The following is a 23,095-nucleotide window of genomic DNA, read 5'->3' as shown; positions in this document are numbered from 1 at the left end:
GAGCCGGCTCAGAGGCCGGCCCAGGCTTCCACTTCCTCGACGAAGTGGTGCACGTCCAGGTAGCGGTTGTAGAGCGGGGTGGGCGAGATGCGGATCACGTCGGGCTCGCGCCAGTCGCCGAGCACACCGATGCCGCGCAGATGCTCGAACAGCGCACGGCCGCGCTCGCGGCCACCGATCACGCGCAATGACAGCTGGCAGCCACGGCGCTGCGGCTCGGCCGGGGTGACGATGTCCAGCACGCCGGACAGGCGCGCACGGACCAGTGCTTCTAGCATGCCGGTCAGTGCCAGCGATTTGCTGCGCAGCGCCTCCATGCCGGTGCGCTCGAACAGGTCCAGTGAGGCGCGCAGCGGCGCCAGGCCGAGGATTGGCGGATTGCTCAGCTGCCAGCCTTCGGCGCCGATGGCCGGGGTGAACTGCGGCGCCATCTGGAAGCGGGTGGACTCTTCATGGCCCCACCAGCCGGCAAAGCGCGGCAGGGTGGCATCGCGGTGGTGGCGCTCATGCACGAAGGCACCGGCCACGGCGCCCGGGCCGCTGTTGAGGTACTTGTAATGGCACCACACGGCGAAGTCGGGTGCGACGTCATGCAGGCGCAGCGGCAGGTTGCCGACCGAGTGGGCCAGGTCGAAGCCGATACGCGCGCCCTGCAGGCGGGCGGCGCGGGTGATCGCATCCAGGTCGAAGGCCTGGCCGGTGCGGTACTGCACGCCGGGCCACAGCACCAGCGCCAGGCGTGAACCGTGCTCGGCGATGGCATGCTCGATCGCGGTCAGTGAAATCGTGCCGTTGGCCTCGTCCGGCTGCACTTCCACCAGGCACTCGGCCGGGTCGAAGCCATGGAAGCGGATCTGTGCTTCCACTGCGTGGCGGTCGGTCGGGAATGCGCCGGCTTCCATCAGGATCACCGGACGCTCGGCCGTGGGCCGGTAGAAGCTGACCATCATCAGGTGCAGGTTCACGCTCAGCGTGTTCATCGCCACCACTTCGCTGGGCAGCGCACCGACCACGCGGGCCAGCTGCGCGCTCACCAGGCGGTGGTAGGACAGCCATTGCGTGGGGCCGGTGAAGTGGCCTTCCACCGCCAGCTCGCCCCACTGCTTCATCACTTCCTGCACGGCCGCCTGCGCGCCACGCGGCTGCAGGCCCAGCGAGTTGCCGACGAAGTAGGTCTGCTCGCCGCCACCGTGGCGCGGAATCAGGAATTCATTGCGCAGCGGGCGCAGCGGATCGGCGGCGTCCAGGGCAATGGCGTGGGTGCGGCTGAGCAGGTCGGACATGGTCGGGCAACAGGCTGCAACGGGACCGCCAGTGTAGCGCCTGGGGCCTGGCCGGGGCGCTGCCAACCTTACGCCAGCGCCACATGACCCGGTAGTCGCCAACCTTGGTTGGCACACGTACAAGCAAGCGCCCACCAAGGTGGGCATCTACCAGGGCGGGAGCGAGCAAGCGCCCACCAAGGTGGGCAACGACCGTTCGCTGGCTCAGCCCGCCGCTGGCGCCGGCAGCGGATCCACGTGCCCGCACTGGCTGCAGGTACGCAGTTCCAGGCTGGCGTGGTAGCGCGCAAACACCTTGGGCAGGTCGGTTTCGATGTTCTGCAGCGGGAAGTACTCTTCGTGCAGCTTGTGGTTGCAGCGCTCGCAGTGCCAGATCACGCCGTCCATCTCATGCGGCAGGCGCTTGCGCTCCACCACCAGGCCGATACCACCGGGCGGGCGGCGCGGTGAGTGCGGCACCTTCGCCGGCAGCAGGAAGATCTCGCCGGCGCGGATCGGAATGTCGCGCACTGCGCCGTCTTCCTGCACCTTCAGCACCATCTCGCCTTCGAGCTGGTAGAACCACTCCGGGCCTTCGTCGTAGTGGAAGTCGGTGCGCGAGTTCGGCCCGCCCACCACCATCACGATGAAGTCGCCGTTGTCGATCATCTTGTTGCCCACCGGCGGCTTCAGCAGGTGGCGGTTTTCTTCGATCCAGGCGTGCAGGTTGATCGGCGAAGCGAGCATGGTGGTCATCCGTAAGGGATCAGTCGCGCTTGCCCTTGCGCGGGACGTAGGACAGGGCCTTTTCGTACGCTGGCTGCAGCTCTTCCATCGCGCCGACATCGATGCCCATCTCGCGCACGCGGCCATCCTTCAGGCTGTAGACCCAGCCGTGCACCATCAGCTTCTGACCCCGCGCCCAGGCGTCCTGCACGATGGTCGAGCGGCACAGGTTGGCGACCTGCTCGATCACGTTCAGTTCGCACAGGCGAGCATGCTTGAGTTCATCGGTCTCGATCGCGTCGATGATCGCACTGTGCTTCTGCATCACATCGCCGACGTGGCGCAGCCAGTTGTCGGCCAGGCCGACGCGGGTGTTGTGCAGGCAGGCGTGCACACCGCCGCAGCCGTAGTGGCCGACGATCAGAATGTGCTTCACCTTCAGCTGGTCCACCGCGTACTGCACCACGCTCAGGCAGTTCAGGTCGGTGTGGGCGACCACGTTGGCGACGTTGCGGTGCACGAACACTTCACCCGGGGCCATGCCGATGATCTGGTTGGCCGGCACGCGCGAATCGGAACAGCCGATCCACAGGTACTCGGGGTGCTGCTGCTTGGCGAGCTGGTGGAAGAACTCGGGGTCTTCCTTTTCGATACGGTCGGCCCAGTCGCGGTTGTTCTGCAGCAGCTTGTGGATGTCTTTCATGTATGGGTCCCTGGCGTCGGGTGGGGGCGCGCCGCAGCCATCTGGCTGCGTCGTCGCGGGAATCTGGGGCGTTCAGTCGCTGCGGGCGGCCTGTTCGCGATGCCAGCGCATCCACTGCGCCAACTCGGTGGAAGAGGGGGTGCCCAGCTGTTCCAGTTCGGCGATCACGGCGCGCTGGTTGGCGTCGGGATGGTTCTGGCTCAGCTTGAGCTTCAGCTGCACCTGCTCGACCTGGAAGCGGAAGCCGACGATGGCGCGCAGCTCCGGGCCGTGTTCGGCGCGCGTGGCATCGAACTGCCAGGCCTGGCCGACGCTGGCCTCGAAGCGGTCGCTGATCGCGCCGACCAGTTCGGCCAGCGCCTCGGCGTCGTCGAAGGTCTGCAGCTGGCCACGCAGCTCGGCAGCGGCGTAGTTCCAGGTGGGTACCCGCGCGGCGGGCTCCTTGTCCGGATACCAGCTGGCCGACACGTAGCCGTGTGGGCCATCGACCAGTACCTTGGCCGCGCCGCGCTGGCGCGACTGCGGGTTGGCGCGGGCCCAGTGGCCGCGCAGTTCGATCTGCTCGCCGTCACGCCGGTACAGCACCGGCATCCGGGTCAGCTCCGGCAGGCCATCGCTGCCGGGGGTGAGCACAGTAACGAACGGATCGCGCGCCAGCAGGCGGTCCAGCCAGAGCAGGTCGGTCTCGGCGAAGGCGCGCGGGGTGAACATGCTGGGGTCAGGCGCGCCCGCCCAGCGACTGGATCATGCGGCCACGCAGGCCCTCATCGCTGTCGGCCTGCGGCGGCTGCACTTCGTGCAGGCTGAAGCCGCGCACCAGTGCGTCTTCTTCATCCAGGCCGTCATATTCGACGAACTCGGCGTCGAACAGCTGCGAACGGGCGGTGTCTTCGCTGTCATAGCTCAGCGTGTTGCCGTCGCTGTCGAGCACTTCGGCGGTGCCGGCCGGGCGCACGCGCAGGCGGGCCCAGATCAGGGTGTTGCCGAGGCTGGCCAGCCACCAGCTGTCGCGCGAGGCAGTAATGTCATTCATGGGGGTTACCAGAGCGAGGCCAGCCAGAGCAGGGCGGCCATGCCCAGTCCGGCCAGCAGGGTCAGCAGCGATACCCAGGCCGGCGTTGCCAGCCCGGACAGCGAGCGGTCCGGCTGCTGGCGATAGTCGCGGCGCAGCAGCCAGGCCAGGGCATCGGGCTTGAGGAAGGCGCCGCTGCCGAAGCGCTCGGCGAGCGCCGGATGGCGGTCGCGCACATGCACCAGGGTCAGCGGCCAGAAGATCACGAAGGCACTGAACCCGGCCACTGCAACGCCGACGAAACAGAGGGCGAAGAACAGGGTCATGGGGCAGTACCTCCGTGGTCGTGTGGGGCTTAGAAGTCCGCGCTGCCCGGGGCGCGCGGGTAGGGGATCGCATCGCGGATGTTGGACAGGCCGCAGACGTAGACCACCAGGCGCTCGAAGCCCAGGCCGAAGCCGGCGTGCGGCACCGAGCCATAGCGGCGGAAATCGCGGTACCAGCTGTAGTGCTCACGATCCAGGCCGAACTGGGCCATGCGCGCGTCCAGCACGTCCAGGCGCTCTTCGCGCTGGCTGCCGCCGATGATCTCGCCGATGCCCGGGGCCAGCACGTCCATCGCGGCAACGGTCTTGCCGTCGTCGTTCAGGCGCATGTAGAAGGCCTTGATGTGCTCCGGATAGTTGGTCACCACCACCGGGCGGCCGACGTGTTCCTCGGTCAGCCAGCGCTCGTGCTCGGTCTGCAGGTCCAGGCCCCATTCGACCGGGAAGTCGAACTTCTTGCCGGACTTCTGCAGCAGGCTGACCGCATCGGTGTAGTCGATGCGCTCGAATGGTGCGTTGATGAAGTCTTCCAGCTTGGTGATCGCGTTCTTGTCCACGCGCTCGGCGATGAAGGCCAGGTCGTCGCTGCGCTCGTTCAGCACCGCGCGGAACAGGTACTTCAGGAACTCTTCGGCCAGGCGCGCGTCTTCGGCCAGGTCGGCGAAGGCGATTTCCGGCTCGATCATCCAGAACTCCGCCAGATGGCGGGTGGTGTGGCTGTTTTCGGCGCGGAAGGTCGGGCCGAAGGTGTAGACCTTGCTCAGCGCCAGGCAGTAGGCCTCGACGTTCAGCTGGCCGGACACGGTCAGGAAGGTTTCCTTGCCGAAGAAGTCGCGGCTGAAATCGATCGCGCCCTTCTCATCACGCGGCAGGTTCACCATGTCCAGGGTGGACACACGGAACATCTGGCCGGCGCCTTCGGCGTCGGAGGTGGTGATGATCGGGGTGCTGATCCAGTTGAAGCCGTTCTCGTGGAAGAAACGGTGCACGGCCTGGGCCAGGCAGTTGCGGATGCGGGTGACCGCGCCGAACAGGTTGGTGCGCGGGCGCAGGTGCGCCACTTCGCGCAGGAACTCCGGCGACATCGGCTTGGGCTGGATCGGGTAGGTGAGCGGGTCTTCGACCCAGCCGACCACTTCCAGTGCGCTGGCCTGGATCTCGAACGACTGGCCCTTGCCCTGCGACTTCACCAGGGTGCCGGTGGCGATGACCGAGCAGCCGCTGGTCAGGCGCTTGATCTCGTCGAAGTTGGCCAGGCTGTCGCCGGCCACGACCTGGATCGGGGCGAAGCAGGAGCCGTCGCTCACATTCACGAAGGCCAGATTCGCTGAACCGCGCACCGTGCGCACCCATCCGCGTACCGTGACTTCGCCGCCTTCCGGGATCTTCCCGGCAAGCGCATGTTCAACGCTGACCACCGTCATGACTTGAATCCTCTGCTGATCGACTCGATCTGTGAACACGGGAGTTTACCGGTTGCAGCGTTCTGCTTGCGAGGCATTTTTCGCGGCAACGGCTCCTTATAATGTCCCCGTACCTCTGGAGTAGCCCCATGGCCGTCAGCCTGACCCCCATTGCCTTCGAGCGCGTGCAGCGCTTTGTCGCCCAGACCCCCGGCGCGCTGGGCCTGCGTTTCGGCGTGACCAAGACCGGTTGCTCGGGCTGGGGTCACATCACCGACCTGGCCCGCGACGAGCGCGAGGGCGATACCGTGTTCGACCAGGATGGCGTGAAGATCTACGTCGATGCCAAGAGCCTGGCGCTGGTGGACGGCACCGTGATCGACTTCGGCAAGCACGGCCTGAGCGAGACGTTCACGTTCAGCAACCCCAACGCCACCGCCGAGTGTGGCTGCGGCGAAAGCTTCACCACCGACGCCGACAAGGCCTGAGGCCCGGTTCTGGCGTCCGCCGGGCGTGGTCCGGCGCTACCGGAACCTGCTCTGGTAGATGCCGACCTTGGTCGGCAGGGAAGGGATCCAAGGATGGAACGACCGGCTTTTACCTATCACCCCAACGCCTACGCCCTCTCATTCGAAGAGGTCGACGGAATCTGTGACTGCTGCGGTCAGGCGCGGACGCTTCGTTACCGGGGGCCGTTCTACACGCACCTGCGGCCGGAATATCTGTGCCCGTGGTGTGTTGCCGATGGCAGGGCGGCAGCCAGTTACGAGGGTGAATTCACCGGCTGGAGCGATATTGAAGGGGTATCCCCGGATCCAGCCGACCCGCCGCCGACCATCGCCCGTGAGCTGCTGCTGGAGATCTGCGAGCGCACCCCGGGTTACTCGTCCTGGCAGCAATCGGTCTGGCTGAGCCACTGTGAACGGCCCTGCGCCTTCCTCGGCTTCGCTGGCAGCGAAGACCTGCTGCCCATCCTCGACCAGGTCCGGCCCGATGTGGCGGCGGTCAATCCACGCGACGCCGACTGGGTGCTGGCGCACCTGAGCCGGGACGGGATGATGGTCGGCTGCCTGTTCCAGTGCCTGGAATGCGGCCAGCATCGCCTTCACGTCGACCTGGGATAGCTCCCGGCGGAGTCATGGATCGCCCGGGGCCCGGTAGCAGCCAACCTTGGTCGGCAGGGAGGCCCCCCCGGTTCAGGTTGCCCCGTGGCCCGCTGGTTGCCCGGCCACCCCATCTGCGCCATAATGCGCGGCTTCCTGCCTCCCTGGCGGGAATCCTTGCCCCACCGCGGTATCAACGGCGGGGGGCTGTCCGGCCGCAAGGCCACATCCGAAAGGTAGAAAAAACATGAGTCGTCATTACGAAATCGTGTTCATGGTCCACCCGGACCAGAGCGAGCAGGTCCCGGCCATGATCGAGCGCTACAAGTCGCTGGTCGAGAACGGCAACGGCACCATCCACCGTCTGGAAGACTGGGGCCGCCGCCAGCTGGCGTACCCGATCCAGAACCTGGTGAAGGCCCACTACGTGCTGATGAACATCGAAGCCGACCAGGCCGTTCTGAACGAACTGACCGAAAGCTTCCGCTTCAACGACGCCGTGCTGCGCAACCTGGTCATCAAGCGTGACGAGGCTGACACCGAGCAGTCGCTGATCATGAAGAGCAAGGACGAGAAGGGTGACAAGCCGGAGCGCGGTGAGCGCCGTCGTCGTGACGACGAAGAAGGCGAGTCCACCACCACCGCTGACAACGAAGCCGGCGACGACGCCGCTTCCGCCGCCTAAGGAGCCTTCCCATGTCCAAGTTCTTCCGTCGCCGCAAGTTCTGCAAGTTCACGGCTGAAGGTGTGAAGGAGATCGACTACAAGGATCTCAACACCCTGCGCCAGTACCTGACCGAGAACGGCAAGATCGTGCCGAGCCGCGTCACCGGTACCAAGTCGAAGTACCAGCGTCAGCTGGCGACCGCCGTCAAGCGCGCTCGCTTCCTGGCCCTGATCCCGTACACCGACAACCACGACGTCTGATGCCCGGCGGGGCGGCCCGGCGCCGCCCCCGCTGTGCCAGCTATTCGGACAGCCTTTGTTGCGGGGCATCGCCTCGCTAACGAATAACTCATCTGGAGCAATACCATGCAGCTGATCCTCCTGCAGAAAGTCACCAACCTCGGCAACCTGGGCGACCTGGTCGACGTGAAGCCGGGCTACGGCCGTAACTTCCTCGTGCCGCAGGGCAAGGCCGTGCCGGCCACCGAGAGCAACAAGGCCGAGTTCGAAGCCAAGCGCGCCGAGTACGAAGCCAAGGCCCAGGCCATCCACGCCGATGCTGACGCCCGCAAGGCCAAGCTGGAAGGCGCGAGCGTGACCATCGCCGCCAACGCTTCGACCGAAGGCAAGCTGTACGGCTCGGTCGGCGCCCGCGAAATCGCCGATGCCTTCACCGCTGCCGGCCTGCCGGTCAGCAAGAGCGAAGTCATCCTGGGCGAAGGCGCCTTCCGCAACATCGGCGAATACGACGTGCTGGTCCACCTGCACGCCGACGTCGAGACCACCGTCAAGGTCGTCGTCGTCGCCGAAGCCTGATCCCACGCCGCAAGGCCTGGAATCACCGCAGAACGGGCGCCCGCAAGGGTGCCCGTTTTGTTTTATGGCGCCGTTTCACGGCGTCGGGCCACGTCCGGCCGACGGGGTGAGGTTGGACAATGTTCCACGCCCATTCGTAGAACACGGCCACATCGGTATACTCAGGGCGTCACACCCGTTCCACGGGCATTGATTTCAATGGGATCAATGACTTGGAGGGTAAACGCAGGCCGCTTGCCGGCCCCAGTCCGGAACCCCTATGCGTCTTTCCACGATCAAGCTGTCCGGCTTCAAGTCGTTCGTCGATCCGACCACCCTGCACCTGCCGACCAACATGACCGGCGTGGTGGGGCCCAATGGCTGCGGCAAGTCGAACATCATCGACGCCGTGCGCTGGGTCATGGGCGAGAGCTCGGCCAGCCGCCTGCGCGGCGACTCGCTGACCGACGTGATCTTCTCCGGTTCCAATGCCCGCAAGCCGGTGTCGCAGGCCACGGTTGAGCTGATCTTCGACAACTCCGATCACACGATCTCGGGCGAGTACGCCTCGTTCAACGAAATCTCGGTCAAGCGCACGGTCAGCCGCGACGGCACCAGCAACTACTACCTCAACGGCACCAAGTGCCGCCGCCGCGACATCACCGACCTGTTCCTCGGCACTGGCCTGGGCCCGCGCAGCTACTCGATCATCGAGCAGGGCATGATCAGCCAGATCATCGAGGCGCGCCCGGAAGACCTGCGCGTGTACCTGGAAGAGGCGGCCGGCATCTCCAAGTACAAGGAGCGCCGCAAGGAAACCGAGACCCGCATCCGCCACACCCGCGAGAACCTGGACCGGCTGGGCGACCTGCGCGACGAGATCAGCAAGCAGCTCGAACACCTCAAGCGCCAGGCCAAGCAGGCCGAGCAGTACCAGGCGCTGCAGGAAGAGCGACGGGTCAAGGATGCCGAGTGGAAGACGCTGGAATTCCGTGGACTCGACGGGCGCCTGTCCAAGCTGCGCGAAGGCCTGTCGCAGGAAGAGACCAAGCTGCAGCAGCTGATCGCTGACCAGCGTGATGCCGAGGCCCGCATCGAGACCTCGCGCGTGCGTCGCGAAGAAGCCGCCGATGCGCTCAACACTGCGCAGGCCGCGGTCTACCAGGTCGGCAGCACGCTGGCGCGCCTGGAGCAGCAGATCCAGCACCAGCGCGAGCTGTCGCAGCGCCTGCACAAGGCGCGCGACGAAACCCGCCAGGCGTTGGCCGAACTGGGCCAGCACATCAGCGGCGACGAGGCCAAGCTGATGGTGCTGCGCGAGGCGGTGGAGGCCGCCACCCCGCAGCTGGAAGAGCTGCAGGAAGAGAACGAGATCAAGCAGGAAAGCCTGCGCGAGGCCGAAGACCGGCTGGCCAGCTGGCAGCAGCGCTGGGAACAGCACACCTCGCAGAGTTCGGAGGCCTCGCGCGCCGGCGATGTCGAGCGCACGCGCGTGGACTACCTGGACAAGCAGATCCTCGACGCCGACCGGCGTCGCGAAGCGCTGGCCGCCGAACGCGCCGGCCTGGACGTGGATGCGCTGGAAGAAGCCTTCGAGCAGCTGCACCTGCAGCACGACACGCAGAAGACCGCGCTGGATGAATTGAGCGAAGACGTCGAGCTGCGCAAGCAGGGCGTGGTGGGGGTGCAGGAACAGCAGCGCAATGGCCAGAACGAACTGGCCGAACTGCGCAAGCAGGCCAATGGCCTGCGCGGTCGTCTGGCCTCGCTGGAAACCCTGCAGCAGGCCGCGCTGGGCCAGGAGCAGGGTGCGGCAGTCGCGTGGCTGAAGGCGCGCGGGCTGGATTCGGCGGCGCGTGTCGGCGAACGCCTGGACGTTGATGCCGGCTGGGAAAATGCGGTGGAAAGCGCGCTCGGCCAGTTGATCGAAGGCGTGCTGGTCGATGATCCGGCCAGCCTGGTCGACGCCCTCGGCGAACTTGGCGAGGGCCACATTGCGCTGGTCGCCAACGCGGGTGCCGACGTCAAGGTTGCGCCGACTTCCCTGGCTGCCCGCGTGCGTGGCCCGGCAGCGATCCGTCGCCTGCTGGCACACCTGCACGCAGCCAAGGATCTTTCCGAAGCGAAGGCGTTGCAGGGCAGCCTTCCGGAAGGCGATTCGATCATCACCCAGAGCGGCGAGCGCCTGGGCCAGGGCTGGCTGCGCGTATCGCGCTCCGGTGCGGCCCAGCAGGGCGCGCTGCTGCGCGAACGTGAGATCAACGAGCTGCGTGAGCAGATCGAGCAGCTGCAGGACCGCGAGGCCGAGCTGGAAGAACAGCTGAGTGGCTTCCGTGAGCAGCTGCACGCCGCTGAGCAGCAGCGCGAAGACGCGCAGCGTGCGCTGTACCAGGCCCATCGTGCGGTCTCCGAGCTGGCGGGCCAGCTGCAGGGCCAGCAGGGCAAGGTGGAGGCGGCGCGTACCCGCATCGACCGCATCGAAGGCGAACTGAAGCAGTTGCAGGAAACGCTGGAAGCCAACAACGAGCAGGCGCGTGAAGCGCGCTCACGGTTGGAGAACGCGGTCAGCAGCATGGGCGACCTGGAATCGACCCGGCAGCGACTGGAGGGTGAGCGCCGCCAGCTGACCGAGGCCCGCGACCTGGCACGCGATGCTGCACGCGCGGTGCGTGAGCGCTCGCATTCGCTGGCGCTGACCCTGGAATCGCAGCGTGCGCAGCTGGCCTCGTTGAGCCAAGCGTTGGAACGCATGGGCACCCAGCGCGGGCAGCTGGATTCGCGACTGGGCGAACTGCATTCGCAGCTGGATGAAGGTGATTCGCCGGTCGAGTCGCTGCAGGCCGAGCACCAGAACGCACTGGAAGAGCGTGTGCGGGCCGATCGCGTGCTGACCGAGGCGCGCACGCTGCTGGACGGCATCGACGCCGAGCTGCGCAATTACGAACAGACCCGCCACCAGCGCGACGAACAGGCGCTGGCCCAGCGCGAGCGTATTTCGCAGCGCAAGCTGGATCAGCAGGCGCTGGTGCTCAGCGCGGACACCCTGCAGAGCGCGGTGGAGAAGGCCGGCTTCGTGCTGCAGGACGTGCTCAACGTACTGCCCGAGGACGCGCGCCTGGGCGACTGGGAGCAGGCCGTGCACCAGATCGACGGCCGCATGCGCCGGCTGGAGCCGGTCAACCTGGCCGCCATCCACGAGTACGGCGAGGCTTCGCAGCGCTCGGACTACCTGGATTCGCAGCACACCGACCTGACCACCGCGCTGGAAACCCTGGAAGACGCGATCCGCAAGATCGACCGCGAGACCCGCGGCCGCTTCAAGGACACCTTCGATCGTGTCAACGCTGGCGTGCAGGCGCTCTACCCGCGCCTGTTCGGCGGCGGCCACGCCTATCTGGAACTGACCGGTGAAGACCTGCTCGACACCGGTGTGACCATCATGGCGCGTCCGCCGGGCAAGCGCGTGTCCAGCATCTCGCTGCTGTCCGGCGGCGAGAAGGCGATGACCGCGGTGGCGCTGGTGTTCGCCATCTTCCAGCTGAATCCCGCGCCGTTCTGCCTGCTGGACGAGGTGGACGCGCCGCTGGACGAAGCCAACGTCGGCCGCCTGGCCAACATGGTCAAGGAAATGAGCGAAAAGGTGCAGTTCCTGTTCGTCAGCCATAACAAGGCGACGATGGAGGCCGCGCACCAGCTGTCGGGTGTGACCATGCGCGAGCCGGGCGTCAGCCGCCTGGTCAGCGTGGACCTGGAAGAAGCCGCGCGATTGGCGGGCGCGGCCTGACGTGCCATCCTAGTTACCTGAATGAACTAGCCGGAGAACCTATCGAATGTCCGACACGGCACTGTTGCGCATCGGCATCCTGGCCGCCGGCCTGCTGTTGATCGCCGCGATCTTCCTGTTTGGCCGTCCGAAGAAGAAGCCCCAGGGCCGCCGCGTGGAAGGCACGGAACCGACCAGCGGCGAGCGCCGCGAGCCGGTGCTGGGCGAAGACGGCGTCACCGTGGCCGATGGCCGCGTCGAACCGGGCATGGGCACGGAGGGCGAGCAGGCCGAACTCGGTCTGGGCGAAACCGACCCGGGCGCCAGCGATCTCGGCAAGCGCGCCACCCAGGATTTCGACAAGATCGTCTCGCTGTTCGTGGCCGCCCGCGCCGGCGAGCAGCTGCGTGGTGAGGACATCGTGGTGGCGGCCGAGAAGACCGGCCTGGTGTTCGGCCACATGAACGTGTTCCACCGCCTGGTCGAAGGCCACCCCGAGCGCGGCCCGATCTTCTCGATGGCCAGCATCATGAAGCCGGGCAGCTTCGACATGGCCAACATCCGCGCCATGGAGACCCCGGCCATCGCCTTCTTCCTGACCCTGCCGGCGCCGCTGACCGCGCTGGACGCCTGGGAGAAGATGCTGCCGACCGTGCAGCGCATGGCCGAACTGCTGGATGGCGTGGTGCTGGATGACAGCCGTAACGCCCTGGGTCGCCAGCGCATCGCGCACATCCGTGACGAGCTGCGTGCCTACGACCGCCAGCACCAGGCCCCGCCGCTGACCAAGACCCCGCGCTGGTAAGCGCCATGGCGTGCCGACCGACGGTCGGCACCCACAACAGTAGATCCACGCCATGCGTGGATGGGGCGAACCAAGGTTCGCCCCCACCAACAGGGTCAGGCCGGTACGCCGGCCACCTTCGCGAACGCATGGCGGAACGCGGCCATCTCGTCCTCGGTGCCGACGGTCACGCGCACGCGCTGTGGCCAGATCGGCCAGCTTCGCCCGATCACCACGCCGTTGTCGGCCATTGCCTTGGCGAACGCGCTGCCATCGCGCTGGACGTCGACCACGAAGCAGTTCGCTTCCGACGGCACGCAGCTGAAACCACGCTTGCCCAGCCACGCGATGGTGGCCTGCCGCACCTTGGCATTCTGCAGGTGGCGCTGTGGAATCAACTGCGGATCGCGCAGGCTGGCCAGTGCCGCCGCCAGCGCCGGCACCGGCAGCGGGTTGTCGCCCAGGTTGGCCAGTTCGCGCAGGCGGTCCGGATGTGCGGCCGCCACGCCCAGGCGCAGGCCGGCCATGCCATACAGCTTGGAGAACGTACGCAGCACGATCAGGTCAGCGCGCTGCGTTACCTGCGCGATCAGGCTCGGCTGCTCGCTGTACTGCAGGTAGGCTTCGTCCAACAGCACGCGGGTGGAGGCAGGCTTGTGGGCCAGCAGCCAGGCCAGCTCATCCGGTGGGCTGATCGAGCCGGTCGGGTTGTTCGGATTGCACACATACAGCAGCCCGGTCGGGTGCGCGTGTGCGGCGGCGACCATCGCGCGCAGGTCATGTGCGCCGTCGTCGCGCAATGGCACTTTCTGCACGTGCGCACCGTGTGCGGCAGCGACCTCGCCCAGCGTCTCGAAGGTCGGGTCGGCGACTACCAGTCCCGCCTGCGGGCCGGTCCATAGCACGGCGGCACGGTTCAGCGGTTCGCTGGAACCCGGATAGAGCCGCACGTGATCAGCCGGAATGCGTGCCTGTTCGATGAAGGCGTCGCGCACCTGACCGGCCAGCGCGAAACGGTAGCGGCCGCAACCGGCGATGCTGTCGCGTGCCGCCTGCTGGGCTGCGGGCGAGGGGCCGTAGGGGCATTCGTTGAAATTCAGCAGCACCGCACCTTCGGCGGGGGCGGGAGCGGCGGCCGTCGCGGGTTGGGCATGGCCAAGCTGCGGCAGCCCGCTGCCGGCGACGGCGAGGCCGGCACCGGCCAGTTGCAGGAAGCGTCGACGGGAAGCTGGCAGGGTCACGGGCAGGATTCCGAAGGGCAGACCGTCGCACGCTAGCGCCGGTGAGGGTGGGCGGCAAGCTGCTTTTTGTAGCGTCGAGCCATGCTCGACTACAGACATGCCAACCAAGGTTGGCACCTACCGGAGCGGGGGGAGAAGGTTGGCACCGGAGCGGGGGAGAAGGTTGGCACCGGAGCGGGGGAGAAGGTTGGCACCAGCGGGAGGGAAGGTTGGCACCTACCGGAGCGGGGGAGCGCCCGTCGAGCAAGCTCGACGTTACAAGGGCGGGGGCGTTACAGGGCCTGACGGCCGGGCGCGGTAGAATCCCCGGCCATCCCAGAGCCACCGGATCCCGATGAGCCCCAGCCCCGCCGAACGTGCCGAAGACCTTCGCCGGCAGATCGCCCAGGCCAACCGCGCCTACCACGAGCTGGACGCGCCGGAGATCCCCGACGTCGACTACGACCGGATGGTGCGCGAGCTGGAAGCGCTGGAGCGCGAGCACCCGGAACTGGCCCGTGCCGACAGCCCGACCCAGCAGGTCGGTGCGCGCCCGTCCGGCCGCTTCCCGGAAGTGCGCCACGCGGTACCGATGTTGTCGCTGTCCAATGCCTTCAGCGACGAGGAAGTGGCCGATTTCGTGCGTCGCATCGATGAGCGCCTGGGCCGTCGCAGCCTGCAGTTCTCGGCCGAGCCGAAGATGGACGGCCTGGCGATCAGCCTGCGCTACGAGGATGGTCATTTCGTGCTCGGCGCGACCCGTGGCGATGGCAGTACCGGCGAGGACGTGACCGCCAACCTGCGCGAGATCGGTGACATTCCCAAGCGCCTGCACGGCAGGGACTGGCCGGATGTGCTGGAGGTGCGCGGCGAGGTCTACATGGCCCGTGCCGACTTCGAGGCCTATAACGAACGTGCGCGCCAGCAGGGCGGCAAGGTGCTGGCGAACCCGCGCAACGCGGCGGCCGGTTCGCTGCGCCAGCTCGACCCGAAGATCAGTGCGCAGCGCAGGCTGAGTTTCTTCGCCTACGGCACCGGCGAAGTGCAGGGCGGCGAGCTGCCGGACACCCATTCGGGCACCCTGGCCCAGCTCGGTGCCTGGGGCTTCCCGGTCAGTGAGCTGTGCAAGGTGGTGGAAGGCACCGACGGCCTGCTCGGTTACTACCGCACTATTGGTGAGCGCCGTGATGGCCTGCCGTTTGATATCGACGGCGTGGTCTACAAGCTCGATGACCGTGCGGGTCAGCAGGCGATGGGCTTCGTCTCGCGTGCGCCGCGCTGGGCCATCGCGCACAAGTTCCCTGCACAGGAACAGAGCACCACGGTGGAGGCGATCGAGATCCAGATCGGCCGCACCGGTGCTGCCACACCGGTCGCGCGCCTGGCGCCGGTGGCCGTGGCCGGCGTGATCGTGTCCAACGCCACGCTGCACAACGCCGACCAGATCGCACGCCTGGATGTGCGCGTCGGCGACAGCGTGATCGTGCGCCGTGCTGGCGATGTCATTCCCGAAGTGGTCAGCGTCATCCTCGACCGCCGCCCGCAGGGCACCACGCCGTGGCAGATGCCGACGCGCTGCCCGGTATGTGGCTCGGAGATCGTGCGCGAGGAAGGTGCTGCGGCGTGGCGCTGCTCCGGTGAGCTGTCCTGCCCGGCGCAGCGCAAGGAAGCCATCGCGCATTTCGCCTCGCGTCGCGCGATGGACATCGACGGCCTCGGCGACAAGTACATCGAAACCCTGGTCGACGCCGGCATCGTCAAGAGCGTGGCCGATCTGTACCGCCTCAGCCGTGACCAGCTGCTGCACCTGAAGCTGGTGCTGGACGCCGAGGATCCGTCGGCACTGGCCGCTGCGCTGAAGTTGCACCTGCCTGCCGAGGGCAGTGGTGCGGTGCTCAGTGCGGTGCTGAAGCTGGACGGTAACGATCCGGGCTGGCGCGCGCAGGCGCTGGTGCAGCCGGCCCGCTTCGAATGGAACACGAAGAAGATCGCCACCAAGTGGGCCGACAACCTGATCGCGGCGATCGACGCCAGTCGTGCTGCCACGCTGGAGCGCCTGCTGTTCGCGCTCGGCATCGAGCATGTGGGCGAAAGCACCGCCAAGGCGCTGGCGCAGTGGTTCGGTGACCTGGAGCTGATCCGACACCTGCCGTGGCCACTGTTCAAGCGTGTGCCGGACATCGGTGGCGAAGTGGCGCGTTCGCTCGGCCATTTCTTCGAGCAGCAGGGCAACCAGCAGGCCATCGATGACCTGCTGCAGGTCGGCCAGGTGCGCATCAGCGATGTGCATGCGCCCAGTGCCAAGCTGCGCGAAGGGCTGGATCTGGCACAGCTGCTGGTCGAGTCGGAGATCCCAGGCATCACCCGCCTGCGCGCCGAAAAGGTGGTCGCTGCGCTTCCCGGTGCGCAGGCGGTGCTCGACGCCGAGCATGGACAGTTCGTCAACGCCGGATTGCCGGATGACACGGCGCGCGGTCTGGCCGAGTGGCTGGACGCCGATGGCCATGGCGCGATGCTGCTGGCGGCCGAGAAGGCGATGCAGCAGATCCTGGCCAGGGCGCCGGCGCTGGCCGAGATCGTGGCCGGCCCATTGGACGGGCAGACCGTGGTGCTGACCGGCACCCTGGCCCAGCTCACCCGCGATGCCGCCAAGGAGCGCCTGGAGGCCCTGGGTGCCAAGGTCTCCGGCAGCGTGTCGAAGAAGACCAGCTTCGTGGTCGCCGGCACCGAAGCCGGCTCCAAGCTGGACAAGGCGCAATCGCTGGGTGTGCCGGTGTGGGACGAAGACCGCCTGCTGGCCTACCTTGCCGAACACGAATGATGACCCCGCCGGGTGCCTCGCGCCCGGCATGAAAGACAAAGGAACACCGATGCAGACCGCTCCGCTGGATTTCCGCCTGGCCACCCGTGCCGACGAAGAACTGTTGATCGCGTTGATGCGCGAGTTCTACGCCGAAGACATGATCGATTTCGACGACGCGCGCGTGCGTCGTGGTGTGGATGCGCTGCTGGCCGACCCGCGCAATGGCGAGGTGCTGCTGTGGCTGGACGAGGCGGCCGAGGTGGTCGGCTACGCAGTGATCGCGATGGGCTTCAGCCTGGAGCAGGGCGGCCACTTCATGCTGCTGGACGAGCTGTACCTGAGCCATCGTGCGCGTGGTCGTGGCCGCGGCAAGCAGGCGCTGGCCATCTGCGAACAGCGGGCACGCGGCCGTGGCGTCAGCCGCCTGCGCCTGGAAGTGAACCACCACAACGAACTGGCACGGCGCCTGTACCTGGCCAGCGGTTATATCGACGACACCCGTGACCTGCTGACCCTGCCGCTGGACCATCCGCGCCCGGAGGGCATCCTGTGAGCGAGGCTCTGCTGCGCACGCTGCAGCAGCGTGCCGCGCTCAATGCGCTGGTGCGCCGCTTCTTCGCCGAGCGCGATGTGCTGGAGGTGGAGACGCCGATCCTGTCGGTGGCCGGCAACACCGAGCCGAACATCGACAGCTTCCATACCGATTTCACCGGCCATGTCGATGCCGGCGGACGCCGCCGCTGGCTGCGCACCTCGCCGGAATATCCGCTCAAGCGCCTGCTGGCGGCGGGCGTGGGCGACTGTTACGAACTGGGCCGGGTGTTCCGCAATGGCGAGGCCGGCGGCCGCCATAACCCGGAATTCACCATGCTGGAGTGGTACCGGGTCGGTTGGGACCACCACCGCCTGGTGCAGGAAACCGCCGAGTTGGTAGGCATGGCGCTGGCGCTGGTCGGGCGCAGTGCGACGCTGCGTGTGCTCAGCTACCGCGAGCTGTTCCAGCAGTACGTGGGCGTGGATCCGTTCGATGCCGATGAGGCCGCGCTGCGTGCCGCGCTGGGCGAGGTGCATATCGACCCGGTCGGGCTGACCCGCGATGACTGGCTGGACCTGTTGATGACCCATCATATCCAGCCGCATTTCGATGACGCGGTGATGACCGTGGTCCACGACTGGCCCGCCAGCCAGGCCGCATTGGCACGTATCCGTGCCGGCACGCCGCCGCTGGCCGAGCGTTTCGAGCTGTACCTGGGCGCGGTGGAACTGGCCAACGGCTATCACGAACTGAACGACGCGCACGAACAGCGTGTGCGATTCCAGCGCGATTTGCAGCGCCGCCATGAGCGTGGGCAGGTGCAACCGGCCGTGGATGAGGCGCTGCTGTCGGCGTTGCCGTCGATGCCTGCCTGCGCCGGCGTGGCGGTGGGGGTCGATCGGTTGTTGATGGCGATGAACCGCACGCCGCGTATCGCTGATGTGCTGGCCTACGACTTCGCCCACGCGTGAGCGCGGTGCGCACGTTCCTGAACATCGAAGACTGAACGGAATTCCGCGTTTTTGCGCTTGCTTCGGTAAGCAGGATGATGCTCTTATCACGGCAGATGCCGGACACTGGCACGCAGTTCATCCATTCCTGCTGGGGAAGGCTTTGGTCAAGTGGTTTGCGGTTGTCGCTGCACCGGTGTACTCCATCGCGCTATGGGGTGCCTGGCTGCCGTCATCGGCGTCGGCCCAGCAGGCGGGCTATGACGGCGAAGTGGTGACCTGCGAATCGCGCGACATGGGCTGGGTGCATTGCGATATCGACGTCAGCAATGGCATCGACCTTGTGCGCCAGCTGTCCAGCAACAGCTGCATCCGTGGCAGTGAGTGGGGCACCGACCGCAGTGGCGTGTGGGTCACCCTGGGCTGCCGCGCCGAGTTCCGTGCGCGTCCTGCGGAGGGTGCAGCGCCTGCGGCAACGGAAGGCAAGCGACTGGTCCGCCGTGTGGTGCGCTGCGAATCCAATGGCCGCCCGCAGAGTTGCCCGGTGCGTCTGGACGGGGCGCCGGTGCGCCTGCTGCGCCAGCTGTCGGTGCTGCCGTGCCGCGAAGGGCAGGGCTGGGGCTACAAGCGCAATGAAGTCTGGACCAGCCGTGGTTGCCAGGGCGATTTCGAAGTGGCTGACGAGGACGGGCGTTTTGTCGACGTGCCGCGCCGCCTGACCTGCGAGTCGAAGTCGAAGAAGCGCCGCTTCTGTGGCGCGAGTATTTCGGTCGGCGCGGTCGTCACCGAACAGCTGTCCAGCACCCCGTGCGAGGAAGGCAACACCTGGGGCTGGAGCCGCAACGGGATCTGGGTGGACGGCGGCTGCCGCGCCGAATTCTCGGTGAATTGAGCCCGGGCAGGCTCCAACCACGCGGGGCGTGGCCCTACAATGGGCCCATGAACACTGCCTCCGACATCGACTACGCCCGTTACGACCACATCCGCCCGATCCTCTGGACCGGTGATGCCCTGCAACTGCTCGACCAGCGCAAGCTGCCGTTCGTGGTCGAGCACGTGGTCTGCCATGACAGTGACGACGTTGCCAGCGCCATCCACGCACTGACCGTGCGTGGCGCGCCGGCCATCGGCATTGCCGCAGCCTGGGGTGTGGTGCTGGCGGCACGGGACGTGCAGGCCGCTGATGGCGCGCATGCGCTTCAGCAGTTGGAGCCGGCGCTGCAGCGCCTGAACGCATCGCGCCCGACCGCCGTCAACCTGGCCTGGGCGCTGGCGCGCATGCGTCGTTGCCTGAACGCCGCTGGTGCAGACTGGAAGGCGTTGCTGGAGGCGGAGGCGCAGGCCATCGCCGAGGAAGACCTGGCTGCCAATCGCCACATGGGTGCGCTGGGTGCGGGCCTGATCGAGGCCGGCAGCGGCGTGCTGACCCACTGCAACACCGGCTCACTGGCCACCGCTGGCTTCGGCACGGCGCTGGGCGTGATCCGCGCCGGCATGGCCCAGCACCGCATCGCCCGGGTCTTCGCCGGCGAGACCCGGCCGTGGCTGCAGGGCGCACGGCTGACCGTGTGGGAGCTGCAGCAGGATGGCATCGATGCCACCCTGATCGCCGATTCGGCAGCCTCGCACCTGATGAAGACCGGCGCTGTGCAGTGGGTGATCGTCGGTGCGGACCGCATCTGTGCCAATGGCGATACCGCCAACAAGATCGGCACCTATCAGCTGGCCATCGCCGCCCGCCACCACGGGGTCAAGTTCATGGTGGTGGCGCCGTCCTCGACCGTGGACATGGACACCGTGGACGGCAGCCAGATCGAGATCGAGCAGCGCGACCCGGGCGAGCTGTATGGCGTGGGCGGGACCCGCACCGTGGCCGAAGGCATTGCCGCCTGGAACCCGGTGTTCGACGTCACTCCGGGTGAACTGATCGATGCCATCGTGACCGAGCGCGGGGTGATCCTGAACCCGACCGCCGGGAACATGCGCGCCGCCTTCGGCGGTTGAGGCGCAGGGGAGGGGGCAACGTGACCTCCGCCCCCGGCAGTGCCGGCCGCTGGCCGGCAACCCCCTAAGTTCCTGATTTGTGCCGGTAAAATCCCTGTAAAGGGAGGCGGAAAACGGCCTGTTGTGGTAGTATCCACAGGTTGAATCGAGGTTCCGGCGCGACCCCCTCCCGCAGAGGGCTGCGCCGGACTGGACCGCTACCAGACAACGGAACCCGAATGGCAGAAACCGCCAAGGAAATCATCCAGGTCAACCTGGAAGACGAGATGCGCAAGAGTTACCTCGATTACGCCATGAGCGTGATCGTGGGCCGCGCGCTCCCGGATGCGCGCGACGGCCTCAAGCCGGTGCATCGCCGCGTGCTGTTCGCGATGAACGAGTTGAACGCGCACAGCAACAAGCCCTACTTCAAGTCGGCGCGTATCGTCGGTGACGTCATCGGTAAGTACCACCCGCATGGCGATCAGTCGGTGTACGACACGCTGGTGCGTCTGGCACAGCCGTTCTCGCTGCGCTACATGCTGGTCGATGGCCAGGGTAACTTCGGTTCGGTCGACGGTGACTCCGCTGCGGCGATGCGATACACCGAGGCGCGCATGTCGCGCCTGGCGCATGAGCTGATGGCGGACATCGACAAGGAAACCGTCGATTTCCAGCCCAACTACGACGAAAAGGAACTGGAGCCGACGGTCATGCCGACCCGGTTCCCGAACCTGCTGGTCAATGGTTCGGCCGGTATCGCGGTGGGCATGGCGACCAACATCCCGCCGCACAACCTGACCGAATCGATCAACGCCTGCATCGCGCTGATCGACAATCCGGAAATCGATGTCGACGGCCTGATGGAGTACATCCCGGGCCCGGATTTCCCGACTGCCGGCATCATCAATGGCACCGCCGGCATCGTCGCCGGCTATCGCACCGGCCGCGGCCGCGTGCGCATCCGTGCCAAGGCCGATATCGAAGTGGCCGACAACGGCCGCGAATCGATCATCGTCACCGAAATTCCTTACCAGGTGAACAAGGCGCGTCTGATCGAGAAGATCGCCGAGCTGGTCAAGGAAAAGAAGATCGAAGGCATCAGCGAGCTGCGCGATGAGTCCGACAAGGACGGCATGCGCATCTACATCGAGGTCAAGCGCGGTGAATCTGCCGAGGTTGTGCTGAACAACCTGTACCAGCAGACGCAGATGGAATCGGTGTTCGGCATCAACATGGTGGCGCTGGTCGATGGCCGCCCGCAGTTGATGAACCTCAAGCAGATGCTGGAGGCGTTCGTCCGCCACCGCCGCGAAGTGGTCACCCGCCGCACCGTGTTCGAGCTGCGCAAGGCGCGTGCCCGTGCCCACGTGCTGGAAGGCCTGACCGTCGCGCTGGCCAACATCGACGAGATGATCGAGCTGATCAAGACCTCGCCGAACCCCGCCGAAGCCCGCGAGCGCATGCTCGCGCGCCTGTGGGAGCCGGGCCTGGTCGGTTCGATGCTGGGCGCTGCCGGTGCCGAAGCCTCGCGTCCGGATGACCTGCCCAAGGGCGTGGGCCTGATCGAAGGCGGCTACCAGCTGACCGAGATCCAGGCCACCCAGATCCTGGAAATGCGCCTGCACCGCCTGACCGGGCTGGAGCAGGACCGCCTGACCGAGGAATACAAGCAGCTGCTGGAAGTGATCGCCGGGCTGATCCACATCCTGGAAGATCCCGATCGCCTGCTGCAGGTGATCCGTGAAGAGCTGATCAGTGTCAGGGCCGAGTTCGGCGACGAACGTCGTACCGAAATCCGCCACAGCGAAGAAGACCTGGACATCCTCGACCTGATCGCGCCGGAAGATGTGGTGGTCACCGTGTCGCATGCCGGCTACGTGAAGCGCCAGCCGGTGAGCGTGTACCGCGCCCAGCGCCGTGGTGGCCGTGGCCGCAGTGCAGCGTCCACCAAGGAAGAGGATTTCATCGAACAGCTGTGGCTGGTCAACACGCACGACACGCTGCTGACCTTCACCAGTTCGGGCAAGGTGTTCTGGCTGCCGGTCTACCAGCTGCCAGAAGCCGGCTCCAACGCCCGCGGCCGTCCGATCATCAACTGGATTCCGCTGGAACCGGGCGAACGCGTGCAGGCCGTGCTGCCGGTGCGCGAGTATGCCGATGGCCAGTTCGTGTTCTTCGCCACCAAGAACGGCACGGTCAAGAAGACCCCGCTGGGCGAATTCGCCTTCCGTCTGGCGCGCGGCAAGATCGCGATCAACCTGGACGAGGGCGATGCCCTGGTCGGCGTCGGCCTGACCGACGGCGAGCGCGACATCCTGCTGTTCGCCTCCAACGGCAAGACCGTGCGCTTCGGTGAGGACAAGGTCCGCTCGATGGGCCGTACCGCAACCGGCGTGCGTGGCATCAAGATGCCGGCCGGCGAGGAAGTGGTCAGCCTGATCGTGGCCGAGAGTGCCGGTGGCATCGAGGACGAGAACGAGGACGACAACGGTGTCGAGGAAGCCGCCGCCACGGGCGATGCGGTGATCGACGGCGCCGACGACGCCAGCGTGCAGTACATCCTCACCGCCACCGAGAACGGTTACGGCAAGCGCACCCCGCTGCCGGACTACCCGCGCAAGGGCCGTGGCACGCAGGGTGTGATCGGCATCCAGACCACCGAGCGCAACGGCAAGCTGGTCGCCGCGGTGCTGATGGGCTCCAGCGACGAAGTCCTGCTGATCTCCGACGGTGGCACCCTGGTACGTACGCGTGGCTCGGAAATCAGCCGTGTCGGCCGCAACACCCAGGGCGTGACCCTGATCCGCCTGTCCAAGGACGAGAAGCTGCAGGCGGTGGAGCGCATGGATGCCTCGATCGACGAGGACGAGGACGAGGTGGCTGCTGCCGCCCCGGCCACGACCGACGGCGCACCGGCTGCTGCCAGCAGCGAGGACGCCGCGCAGGAGTGATCCTGCCGCGAGCCTGAGGTACCCGACGACGCCGGCCCTGTGCCGGCGTCGTCGTATCCGGATGCCACACATGCGCGCGCGCTTCACGCAGGCGGTGGGATAACAGC

At 66.8% G+C, this 23,095-nt stretch carries 21 protein-coding genes; 13 read left to right on the top strand and 8 right to left on the bottom strand.

Going from position 1 to position 23,095, the window contains the following annotated elements; all coding sequences use genetic code 11:
* Nucleotides 1–8: 8 nt before the first annotated feature.
* The 7 genes from kynU to asnS all read right to left on the bottom strand — a co-directional run bounded on the left by kynU (nt 9) and on the right by asnS (nt 5,453).
* The gene (kynU, locus tag EKL94_RS01205) at nt 9–1,283 is read right to left on the bottom strand and encodes a kynureninase (protein ID WP_126927657.1); all 1,275 of its coding nucleotides are present in this window, start codon (nt 1,281–1,283) and stop codon (nt 9–11) included.
* Between the two features lie 204 nt (nt 1,284–1,487).
* A complete protein-coding gene (locus EKL94_RS01200; protein ID WP_126927656.1) occupies nt 1,488–2,009 on the bottom strand; it encodes a 3-hydroxyanthranilate 3,4-dioxygenase in 522 nt (173 codons plus the stop codon).
* A 19-nt stretch (nt 2,010–2,028) separates the two neighbouring features.
* On the bottom strand, nt 2,029–2,691 hold the full coding sequence (gene can / locus EKL94_RS01195; protein ID WP_126927655.1) for a carbonate dehydratase: 663 nt from the start codon (nt 2,689–2,691) through the stop codon (nt 2,029–2,031).
* 72 nt (nt 2,692–2,763) lie between these two features.
* A complete protein-coding gene (locus EKL94_RS01190) occupies nt 2,764–3,402 on the bottom strand; it encodes an FMN-binding negative transcriptional regulator (RefSeq protein ID WP_126927654.1) in 639 nt (212 codons plus the stop codon).
* A gap of 7 nt (nt 3,403–3,409) precedes the next feature.
* The gene (locus EKL94_RS01185) at nt 3,410–3,724 is read right to left on the bottom strand and encodes a hypothetical protein (protein ID WP_006453002.1); all 315 of its coding nucleotides are present in this window, start codon (nt 3,722–3,724) and stop codon (nt 3,410–3,412) included.
* Between the two features lie 5 nt (nt 3,725–3,729).
* Nucleotides 3,730–4,029, bottom strand: coding sequence for a hypothetical protein (locus tag EKL94_RS01180; RefSeq protein WP_005417403.1), 300 nt, complete (start codon nt 4,027–4,029; stop codon nt 3,730–3,732).
* 29 nt (nt 4,030–4,058) lie between these two features.
* Complete coding sequence (gene asnS / locus EKL94_RS01175) at nt 4,059–5,453, bottom strand: asparagine--tRNA ligase (protein ID WP_057500623.1); 1,395 nt, start codon at nt 5,451–5,453, stop codon at nt 4,059–4,061.
* A 128-nt stretch (nt 5,454–5,581) separates the two neighbouring features.
* On the opposite strand from asnS, the gene EKL94_RS01170 reads away from it, so the two are divergent.
* From EKL94_RS01170 to zipA, 7 genes are all read left to right on the top strand, one after another.
* Nucleotides 5,582–5,920: a HesB/IscA family protein gene (locus EKL94_RS01170; RefSeq protein WP_006376495.1), complete on the top strand. Its 339-nt coding sequence runs from the start codon at nt 5,582–5,584 to the stop codon at nt 5,918–5,920.
* A gap of 93 nt (nt 5,921–6,013) precedes the next feature.
* Nucleotides 6,014–6,556: a CbrC family protein gene (locus EKL94_RS01165; protein ID WP_126927653.1), complete on the top strand. Its 543-nt coding sequence runs from the start codon at nt 6,014–6,016 to the stop codon at nt 6,554–6,556.
* Nucleotides 6,557–6,782: 226 nt separating this feature from the next.
* Nucleotides 6,783–7,220: a 30S ribosomal protein S6 gene (gene rpsF, locus EKL94_RS01160; RefSeq protein WP_006452997.1), complete on the top strand. Its 438-nt coding sequence runs from the start codon at nt 6,783–6,785 to the stop codon at nt 7,218–7,220.
* An 11-nt stretch (nt 7,221–7,231) separates the two neighbouring features.
* A complete protein-coding gene (gene rpsR, locus EKL94_RS01155) occupies nt 7,232–7,462 on the top strand; it encodes a 30S ribosomal protein S18 (protein ID WP_002804494.1) in 231 nt (76 codons plus the stop codon).
* A 105-nt stretch (nt 7,463–7,567) separates the two neighbouring features.
* Entirely contained in the window at nt 7,568–8,017 is a 450-nt protein-coding gene (gene rplI, locus EKL94_RS01150) for a 50S ribosomal protein L9 (protein ID WP_006452981.1), read from the top strand.
* A 259-nt stretch (nt 8,018–8,276) separates the two neighbouring features.
* Nucleotides 8,277–11,780, top strand: coding sequence for a chromosome segregation protein SMC (smc, locus tag EKL94_RS01145; protein WP_126927652.1), 3,504 nt, complete (start codon nt 8,277–8,279; stop codon nt 11,778–11,780).
* Nucleotides 11,781–11,826: 46 nt separating this feature from the next.
* Nucleotides 11,827–12,564, top strand: coding sequence for a cell division protein ZipA (gene zipA / locus EKL94_RS01140; protein WP_126927651.1), 738 nt, complete (start codon nt 11,827–11,829; stop codon nt 12,562–12,564).
* Between the two features lie 95 nt (nt 12,565–12,659).
* On the opposite strand, the gene EKL94_RS01135 is transcribed toward zipA, so the two are convergent.
* On the bottom strand, nt 12,660–13,784 hold the full coding sequence (locus EKL94_RS01135) for a pyridoxal phosphate-dependent aminotransferase (RefSeq protein ID WP_126927650.1): 1,125 nt from the start codon (nt 13,782–13,784) through the stop codon (nt 12,660–12,662).
* 334 nt (nt 13,785–14,118) lie between these two features.
* Between EKL94_RS01135 and ligA the strand changes: the two genes are divergently transcribed.
* From ligA to gyrA, 6 genes are all read left to right on the top strand, one after another.
* Nucleotides 14,119–16,584 carry an NAD-dependent DNA ligase LigA gene (ligA, locus tag EKL94_RS01130; protein ID WP_126927649.1) on the top strand — a complete coding sequence of 822 codons (2,466 nt, stop codon included), beginning with the start codon at nt 14,119–14,121 and terminating at the stop codon, nt 16,582–16,584.
* Between the two features lie 49 nt (nt 16,585–16,633).
* Nucleotides 16,634–17,119 (top strand): GNAT family N-acetyltransferase, encoded by a 486-nt coding sequence (locus EKL94_RS01125; RefSeq protein WP_126927648.1) that lies wholly within the window; start codon nt 16,634–16,636, stop codon nt 17,117–17,119.
* Nucleotides 17,116–18,072 (top strand): EF-P lysine aminoacylase EpmA, encoded by a 957-nt coding sequence (gene epmA / locus EKL94_RS01120; protein WP_126927647.1) that lies wholly within the window; start codon nt 17,116–17,118, stop codon nt 18,070–18,072. Before EKL94_RS01125 ends, epmA begins: the two co-directional genes overlap by 4 nt.
* Nucleotides 18,073–18,214: 142 nt before the next feature.
* Nucleotides 18,215–18,943 carry a DUF3011 domain-containing protein gene (locus tag EKL94_RS01115; RefSeq protein ID WP_126927646.1) on the top strand — a complete coding sequence of 243 codons (729 nt, stop codon included), beginning with the start codon at nt 18,215–18,217 and terminating at the stop codon, nt 18,941–18,943.
* Between the two features lie 47 nt (nt 18,944–18,990).
* The gene (mtnA, locus tag EKL94_RS01110; RefSeq protein WP_126927645.1) at nt 18,991–20,055 is read left to right on the top strand and encodes an S-methyl-5-thioribose-1-phosphate isomerase; all 1,065 of its coding nucleotides are present in this window, start codon (nt 18,991–18,993) and stop codon (nt 20,053–20,055) included.
* 218 nt (nt 20,056–20,273) lie between these two features.
* Nucleotides 20,274–22,988, top strand: a complete 2,715-nt coding sequence (gyrA, locus tag EKL94_RS01105; protein ID WP_126927644.1) for a DNA gyrase subunit A — start codon at nt 20,274–20,276, stop codon at nt 22,986–22,988.
* The last annotated feature ends 107 nt before the right edge of the window (nt 22,989–23,095 follow it).

The organism is Stenotrophomonas maltophilia (assembly GCF_003970865.1).
GTDB classification, from domain to species: Bacteria; Pseudomonadota; Gammaproteobacteria; order Xanthomonadales; family Xanthomonadaceae; genus Stenotrophomonas; species Stenotrophomonas maltophilia_AR.
Note: the sequence above shows the minus strand (reverse complement) of the source record. Positions and strands in the feature narration are given on the sequence as shown.